Source organism: Mesorhizobium sp. (assembly GCF_041661565.1).
In the GTDB taxonomy this organism is placed as follows: Bacteria; Pseudomonadota; Alphaproteobacteria; order Rhizobiales; family Rhizobiaceae; genus Mesorhizobium.
The window spans coordinates 1-7708 of the sequence record NZ_JBAZUD010000193.1 but is presented as its reverse complement, the minus strand read 5'-3'; the positions used below and the strand labels follow the sequence as shown (position 1 = coordinate 7708).

8 protein-coding genes are annotated in these 7708 nt (G+C 63.8%); 1 reads left to right on the top strand and 7 read right to left on the bottom strand.

Going from position 1 to position 7708, the window contains the following annotated elements; all coding sequences use genetic code 11:
• The 5 genes from WC739_RS23470 to WC739_RS23450 form a co-directional block, all read right to left on the bottom strand.
• A partial coding sequence (locus WC739_RS23470; RefSeq protein WP_372955384.1) for an ATP-binding cassette domain-containing protein occupies positions 1–562 on the bottom strand: 562 nt, incomplete at its 3' end.
• Positions 559–1572: an ABC transporter ATP-binding protein gene (locus WC739_RS23465; RefSeq protein WP_372955383.1), complete on the bottom strand. Its 1014-nt coding sequence runs from the start codon at positions 1570–1572 to the stop codon at positions 559–561. The genes WC739_RS23470 and WC739_RS23465, both read right to left, overlap by 4 nt.
• Positions 1569–2399, bottom strand: a complete 831-nt coding sequence (locus tag WC739_RS23460) for an ABC transporter permease (RefSeq protein ID WP_372955382.1) — start codon at positions 2397–2399, stop codon at positions 1569–1571. The genes WC739_RS23465 and WC739_RS23460 overlap by 4 nt, the downstream gene beginning before the upstream one ends.
• Positions 2396–3382 carry an ABC transporter permease gene (locus WC739_RS23455; protein WP_372955381.1) on the bottom strand — a complete coding sequence of 329 codons (987 nt, stop codon included), beginning with the start codon at positions 3380–3382 and terminating at the stop codon, positions 2396–2398. Before WC739_RS23455 ends, WC739_RS23460 begins: the two co-directional genes overlap by 4 nt.
• A 258-nt stretch (positions 3383–3640) precedes the next feature.
• On the bottom strand, positions 3641–5251 hold the full coding sequence (locus WC739_RS23450; protein WP_372955380.1) for an ABC transporter substrate-binding protein: 1611 nt from the start codon (positions 5249–5251) through the stop codon (positions 3641–3643).
• Positions 5252–5625: 374 nt separating this feature from the next.
• Between WC739_RS23450 and WC739_RS23445 the strand changes: the two genes are divergently transcribed.
• Positions 5626–6816: a M24 family metallopeptidase gene (locus WC739_RS23445; protein ID WP_372955379.1), complete on the top strand. Its 1191-nt coding sequence runs from the start codon at positions 5626–5628 to the stop codon at positions 6814–6816.
• Between the two features lie 211 nt (positions 6817–7027).
• Here the strand turns inward: WC739_RS23445 and WC739_RS23440 are convergent, their stop codons facing one another.
• A complete protein-coding gene (locus tag WC739_RS23440) occupies positions 7028–7444 on the bottom strand; it encodes a cupin domain-containing protein (protein WP_372955378.1) in 417 nt (138 codons plus the stop codon).
• Between the two features lie 3 nt (positions 7445–7447).
• Positions 7448–7708: phosphoenolpyruvate hydrolase family protein (locus WC739_RS23435; RefSeq protein ID WP_372955377.1), on the bottom strand; the 261-nt coding region annotated here is incomplete at its 5' end.

The following is a 7708-nucleotide window of genomic DNA, read 5'->3' as shown; positions in this document are numbered from 1 at the left end:
ATTCGAGGATCTGTCCGCGCACCGAGACATCGAGCGCCGATACCGCCTCGTCCAGCACGATCAGCGAGGGTTTGGTCGCGATCGCGCGGGCAATGGCGACGCGCTGCCGCTGGCCACCAGAGATTTCATGAATGGCGCGCAGGGCGAGATCCGCCGGCAGCCCGACGCGCTCCAGCAAAGCGGCGATGCGGCGCGGGCGCTCGGCGCGGGATCCGATGCCGTGGATGCGAAGCGGGTCGTCAAGAACTCGCGCCACCGTGGCGCGCGGGTTTAGGGCGGCCAACGGATCCTGGAACACCATCTGCAGGCGTGCGCGGCGCGCCCGCAACGCCGCGCCCCGCAAGGCGAGGAAATCACCGCCTTCGAAGTCTATGCGGCCCGAATCCGGCTCGGTCAGCCGCAGCACCAGCCGTGCGATCGTTGACTTGCCGCTGCCGGAGGGTCCGGCCAGCGCCAGCGTTTCGCCAGGCTCGATGTGAAACGAGACATTGTCCGCGGCGACGATGGTCTCGCCGCGGCGCCGATAGCATTTGCTGAGGTTGGACACTGCAAGCAGGCTCATGCGCGGGGCCCCCTGCGGCTCAGCAAGGGTTTGGCCTCGAGGCCGATATGGGCATCGAGCAGTGCACGCGTGTAGAGGTGGGCCGGGGCGTTGATGATCCGCGCGGTTTGGCCAAGCTCGATCAACTGGCCATGGCGGAATACGGCGATGCGCTCGGCCAGCTCGGACGCCAGCGCTATGTCATGGCTGATGAACAGCAGCGTCATGCCGTCCTCGGCCACCAGCCGCCGGATCAGCGCGACGATCTCGGCCTGCACGATGGTGTCGAGCGCGCTGGTCCCTTCGTCGGCGATGAGCAGCTTCGGCCCGGCGGCGATGGCGGCGGCGATCGCCACACGTTGCTTCTGGCCGCCGGAGAGTTGATGCGGGAAGGCGCGCAGGGCGGAGTCTGGATCAGGCAGGCGGACGCGTTCGAGCAGGGTCTTGGCTCTTGCATAGGCCTGCGGCCAGGTGAGGCCGAGATGTGTGCGCGCGACTTCGGCGATCTGCTTGCCAACCGCCATCACGGGATCGAGGCTGGCGGAGGGGTCTTGGAAGACGAAGCCGATGTCGCGGCCGCCCAGGGGAGGTAGGCTGGGTTTGGCCAAAAACTTTTGAGGATTGTGCTCTACGAGGCCCCCCTCTGTCCTGCCGGACATCTCCCCCTCAAGGGGGGAGATTGCGCCCTTATCTCCGCTTTCGCCAATCACCAACGTTGCAGGAGATGAGCCGACAGCGAAACTGCCAATCTCCCCCCTTGAGGGGGAGATGTCCGGCAGGACAGAGGGGGGTGCCTGGGCGCTCGACGTCGATGGTAGGGACCAATCGATACGTCCTCCAACCCTGGCGCTGGCGGGCAGCAAGCCCGCAATCGCCAGTGCCAGCGTGCTCTTGCCCGAACCGCTTTCCCCTATGATGGCCAGACGCTCGCCCGCCATGATATCGAGGCTGACATGTTCAAGCGCGGCCACCGCGCTGCCGTCCCGGCGGTAGGTCACGGAAAGGTCGCGGATCGAAGCCAGCACCGTCACGACAGGCCTCGTCTTGCGGCCGTCGTCTCGACAATGCCTTCACCGGCGAGATAGACGCCGAGCACCGTCAGCATCAGCGCCATGCCCGGGACGATCGACAGGAATGGCGCGGTGCGCAGGACGGCGCGGCCTTCGGCGATCATGCCGCCCCAGGTGACCCGGTTGGGGTCGCCCAGGCCAAGAAAGGACAAGGCCGCCTCGGTCAGGATCGCGGCGGCGACGATCACCGACGACATCGCCAGCACCGGCGGCAGCGCATTGGGCAGCACCTCGCGAAAGGCGATTTCGAGCGGATGCATGCCGATGACCCTGGCCCCCGCAACGTAGTCGCGTTCGCGGATGGAGAGGACCTCCGCCCGGGCGACCCTGGCGGGCCCGGTCCAGGTGCCGAGCGCGATGGCAGCGACGACCACGCCGAGCGAAGGCCCGACAACGCTGACAAAGGCCAGCGCCAGCAGGAAGCTCGGCACGGTCTGGAAGGCATCGGTGATGCGCATCAGCACCTCGTCGACCAGGCCGCCGGTAAAGCCGGCGAGCGTGCCGACGACGGAGCCGATGGCGAGTGCCGCCGCCGCCGCCGCAAGCCCGACTGCCAGCGAGGCGCGCGCGCCGTGGAACAGTTCGGCCAATACATTGCGACCAAGCCGATCGGTGCCGAGCGGCAGAGACCAGTCGTGGAATGGCGGCAGGAGTGCGGGGCCGGCGATCGCTTGCGGGTCGCCGGGAAACAGCAGAGACGCCGACAGCGCCATGGCGATGAGCGCCGCCAGGATGACGGTGCCGGCAATCGCCTCGGGCGTGCGCAGGAAACGCCGAAGAGGGATCATGCGTCGGCCTCATTGGCGCCGACGCGTGGGTCGAGGAAGGCATAGGCGATGTCGACGAGAAGGTTGATGACGATGACCAGGACAGCGCTGACGAGGATGATGCCGAGCAGCAGGGGCGTGTCACGCGCCGCAACCGCTTCCTGCGCCAGCCGGCCGAGGCCTGGCACCGAAAAGACGCTCTCGATGACAACGCTGCCGCCCAGCATCTGCGCCGATTGCAGGCCGAGCATGGTGACCAGCGGCAGCAGCGCGTTGCGGGCCACATGGGCAAGCACGATGCGGCGGCGCGACAATCCCCTGGCGCGGGCGGCCAGCACGAAATCCTGCCGCCAGGCCTCGGCCATGCCGGCACGCATCATGCGCAGATAGAGTGCCAGATAGATAAAGCCGAGCGCCGACACCGGCAGGACGAGGTGGGTGGCGATGTCGGCGGCACGGTCGAAGCCGGTCTTGTCGGAGGCGAGGGTCTCGATGCCGCCGATCGGCAGCCAGCGAAGGTTGACCGCAAAGACGACGATCAAAACCAGGCCGAGCCAGAAGCCCGGCACGGCATAGAGCGCGAGCGAGCCGACCGATAGCAAACGGTCGCGGGCACTGCCCGGCTTGGCGCCGGCATAGATGCCGAGCGCTGAGCCCAGCCCGAAGGAGAGCGCGGTGGCGCTGCCCATCAGCAGCAGAGTGTTGGGCAGGCGTTCGAGGATGACGTCGCGGATCGGCCTGGAAAAGGTGACCGACTGGCCGAGATCGAGATGCAGCAGCGCCCAGAGATAGTTGGCGAGCCGTGTCAGTTCCGACTGATCGAGGCCCCAGCGGTGACGCAGCAATTCGATCATCCCGGCATCGCCGCCGGTCGAGACGATATAGGCGTCGACGGCATCGCCGGGCGCTGCTTCGAGCAGCAGGAATGTGCCGATGATCACGATCAGCAGCACGAAGATGCTGCCGACGAGACGGCGGCGGAGGAGGGTTAGGGCACGGCTCATAGGGGCGTCGATGGGTTGGCGATACGTTGGTTAGGACCGCGCCTATGCACCCCCCTCTGTCCTGCCGGACATCTCCCCCGCAAGGGGGGAGATCGGCAGTCATTCTTGGCTTCGCAAATGTCCAATGTTGAAGAACTGGCGGGACAGACAAGATGCCAATCTCCCCCCTTGAGGGGGAGATGTCCGGCAGGACAGAGGGGGGCTTCGTAGAACTCGACGTCTACGATGATTTCGCGAATTTTCATCCACGAAATACTGTCACGATTCCAGATACGTGTCCGCCCAGTTCGACACTGCCCAGCGTGGGTTGTTGGCGATGTTGCCGACCGTGTCGCGCGCGACGCTGATGAAACTCCATTCCGCGACATTGATCAGTGGCAGGTCGGCAGCCACCTCCTTCTGGAACTCCTTGTAGAGATCGGTGCGGGCAGCGGTGTCGAGCGTTTCGGATGCCTTGGCGATCAGGGCATCGAGAGCGTCGTTCTTGTAGCCGCCCTGGTTGGAGAACGGCACGCCGTCGGGAATCCCGCTCTGCACCAGGATGGTTGTCGAGATCGCCGGGTCGCCACGGAACACCGGCGGACCGACCGCGAGGTCGAAGGCGTGGTCGGTGTAGACGGCCTTGATGTGTGCGGCGGAATCATTATTGACCAGATGGGCGTCGATGCCGATTGCGGCGAGCGCCTGGCGCAGATAGTCGCCAAACTGTTTCGTCTCGTTGAAATAGGGTGCCGGCAAGAGCTTCAGCGTGAAGCGCTTGCCGTCCGGACCCTTCTTGTAGCCGGCTTCGTCGAGCAGGGAATTGGCCTTGGCGACGTCGAAGGCATAGGTCGGCACATCAGCGGTGTAGAATTGTGGATCGTTCTTCGGCACCGGACCGGTGGCGGTCGCGGCGTAACCGAGGAACACCGTCTTGACGACGAAATCGTTGTCGATGGCATGCGCGATCGCCTGGCGCACTTTCACATCAGCCAGTTCCTTGCGGCGATGGTTGATCTCGACGACGAGCTGATAGGTCAGCCCTTCGTAGCCTTTGCTGATCACCTTCAGGCCCTGCACCTTGGAGATGCGGTCGAGATCTGCCAGCGGCACGGCTGAAAAGGCGGCGAGCTGGATTTCTTCCGCTTCCAGCGCGCTGGCAGCCGAGGTGCGGTCGGGCAGCACCTGATAGATGATCTCGTCCAGCCAGGGCTCGCCCTTGCCCCAGTAATCGGTGTTCTTCGTCAGCCGGTAATATTGGCCGGCCTTGTACTCGCCGAATTTGAACGGCCCGGTCCCGATGGGCGCGTTGTTGGCCGGATTGTCCTCGATCTTGCCGAGCTCGTAGATGTGCTTCGGCACCACGCTGCTCAGCGCCGGCAGTGCATTGCGGATCAGCTGGAACGGTGTCGGCTTGGCGAATTTGAAGATGGCGGTGAGCTCGTCGGGAGTGTCGACGGCGGCCAGGTCCTTGAACACGGTGCGGCCGAGATTTTGCAGCGGCTTCCAGATCTGCAGCGCCGAGAAGGCGACGTCGGCCGATGTGAAGGGCTGGCCGTCATGCCACTTGACGCCGTCGCGCAGTTTGAAGGTTACCGAGAGGCCGTCGGCGGCGCCTTCCCAGCTCAGCGCCAGCCTTGGCGCAAGCCCGTCCTTGCCGTCGTAGGACGCTTCCGCCAGCGTCTCGACGATCTTGCTGGAGATGAAGAAGACGCCGTTGGAGGCGACGATCGCCGGGTTGAGGTTGCGTGGCTCGGAATCTGCGGCCAGCACCAGCCGTCCGCCCTTCTTCGGCGTCTGTGCCCAGCCCGATATCGGCATGGCGGTGGAGGCCAGCAATATCGCCGAACCCGCAAGCATCTTGCGTCTGGAAATCGTGAAACCTGACATGATGGAACTCCGTCCTCTCCGCGACCCGACAGGCGCGCCAACAACCCCTCGAACGACGGCGAACCGGCCAGCGTCCCTCAAGCTGCGATTATGAGCCTTGCCGAGGGTTTCGCCAGAGCCGTAATTGGCGCATTCTCGCTTGGCTTTGGAATTTTCGTCCGCTGGACCAGCAGGGCCTCACATTCCACTTCCCAGTAATCTGGTAGGACCAGAAGTATTAGATATACTGCGAATGACGAGATGGTGAGATCGATTACCGCCAGTTTTCTGCTTTCTGGCTGGACCAGAGTGGACAAAATGGTGCAGATTTGCTCGTAGCTACGGGATCGGGAGCGGAACGGCGGCGGTCCAAGCGATAATTCAGGGAGAGAGACATGAATATAGCTCCGGGCAAGAATGCCGTCGGCAACGTCCCGTTCGACCAGGCACGGGTCGACCGGCTGATGGAGGAGGCAGGCATCGATGTCCTGCTCGCGACCTCGAAGCACAACACGCAGTATCTGTTGGGCGGCTACAAATTCATCTTCTTCGCCGCCATGGATGCGATCGGCCACAGCCGCTACCTGCCGATCGTCGTCTACGAAAAGGCTGGACCGGACCATGCCGCCTATATCGGCAACCGCATGGAGGGCGGCGAGCACCAGAACAATCCGTTCTGGACGCCGACGCTGCATGCAGCCTGCTGGGGCACGCTCGATGCCGCCAATCTGGCGGTCGAGCATGTGCATAAGATCGGCATGGCGGGGGCGCGCATCGGCATCGAGCCGGGTTTCCTGCCCTCTGACGCCTACATGCTGATCCGCAAGGCGTTGCCGGACGCGAAGCTGATCGATGCGACAGACATGCTTGAGCGCATGCGCGCCATCAAGACCGATGCCGAACTGGAGAAGCTACGCACCGCTTCGGAGCTGATCACCGATTCCATGCTGGCGACCATTGCCTGGGCGCGCGAAGGCTCGACCAAGAGCGACATCATCGAGCAACTGCGGCGCGAGGAAACCAATCGCGGCATCCATTTCGAATATTGCCTGCTGACGCTGGGGTCCAGCCACAACCGGGCCGCCTCACCGCAAGCGTGGAAGACCGGCGAGGTGATGTCGATCGATTCCGGCGGCAATTATCATGGCTATATTGGCGATCTCTGCCGGATGGGCATTCTTGGAGAGCCTGACGCCGAACTGGAGGATCTGCTGGCCGAGGTCGAGACGGTGCAGCAGGCGGCCTTTTCCAAAGTCAGGGCGGGCACGCTGGGCGGCGACATGATTTCGCATGCGGAGGGCGTGCTGAAGGCATCGAAAGTGGCGGCCTACACGGATTTCTTCGCGCACGGCATGGGCCTGATCGCGCATGAAGCGCCGTTCCTGATGACCAACCATCCCGTGGCTTATGAAGGCACCTATGCGGACAAGCCGCTGGAGACGAACATGGTGCTGTCGGTCGAGACGACGATGCTTCACCCGACCCGCGGCTTCATCAAGCTGGAGGATACGGTCGCGGTGACGGAAACCGGCTATGTGATGTTTGGCGAGCGCGGCCGGGGGTGGAACAGGGGTGGGATTTCATAGAACCCAAGGTTGGCACTGCCCCTCATCCGCCTGCCGGCACCTTCTCCCCGTATAGTGACGGGGAGAAGAGGGCAGCGTCGCCCTCGGCACCTATTTGCGGCGTTTGAAAATTTGGCGAAAGCGCCGGTAACTGCGTTTTTCTCCCCGTCACTATACGCGGAGAAATGTCCGGCAGGACAATGAGGGGCCGCGTCACACTATAATAAGTTCGTCACTGCCCCGCCGGAATCAGCCTGAAGTCCGGCAGCTCCCGCAAGATCAGTTCCGGACCGGCCGGTGAGTAGACAACAAACAGCTGCATCGGCCCGTCGCCGGTATTCAGCGTAGAATGAAACCGGCTCTCCGGCACATAGATGGTGCAGCCCGGGCCGACCTTTTCGACCACCGGGTTGCCCTTCTCGTCCTCGACCATCTGCTCGCCGTGTCCCGATATGACGAAGATGATTTCCTCGGCACCCGGATGGTTGTGGCGCGTGTGGCCCTTGCCCGACGGCAGGTCGACGACGCCGCCGGAAAAGCGGGTCGCGCCATTTACTTCCGGCGCCACCGTTAGCGAGAGCTTTCCCCAGTCGAAGCCAAAGGCGCTGACATCCTTGGGGTAGACAAACACCTTGCTCCTGTCGACCATCGCTCATCCCTTCCTTTTCTTGGCAATCTTCTCGCCGCCAAGCGTTACAGCCTTGAAATCGGCGGTCTGCCTGGCGATCGCGGCTTCCGCCGGCAGCCGTTCCATCGAGCTGGCGCCATAGAAACCGTGCAGACCCTTGCAGCGGTCGAGAATGTAACGGGCGTCGTCAGGCATCGAGATCGGGCCGCCATGGCAAAGCAGGATGACGTCCTTGCGCACCGAGCGCGCGGCATTGGCGATGGCGTCGATCTCGACAACGCAGTC

Excerpts from the sequence above, each read along its gene's own strand:
- WC739_RS23445 (WP_372955379.1), top strand. The coding sequence starts at position 5,626 with ATGAATATAGCTCCGGGCAAGAATGCCGTCGGCAACGTCCCGTTCGAC.
- WC739_RS23460 (WP_372955382.1), bottom strand. The coding sequence starts at position 2,399 with ATGATCCCTCTTCGGCGTTTCCTGCGCACGCCCGAGGCGATTGCCGGC.
- WC739_RS23440 (WP_372955378.1), bottom strand. The coding sequence starts at position 7,444 with ATGGTCGACAGGAGCAAGGTGTTTGTCTACCCCAAGGATGTCAGCGCC.
- WC739_RS23455 (WP_372955381.1), bottom strand. The coding sequence starts at position 3,382 with ATGAGCCGTGCCCTAACCCTCCTCCGCCGCCGTCTCGTCGGCAGCATC.
- WC739_RS23450 (WP_372955380.1), bottom strand. The coding sequence starts at position 5,251 with ATGTCAGGTTTCACGATTTCCAGACGCAAGATGCTTGCGGGTTCGGCG.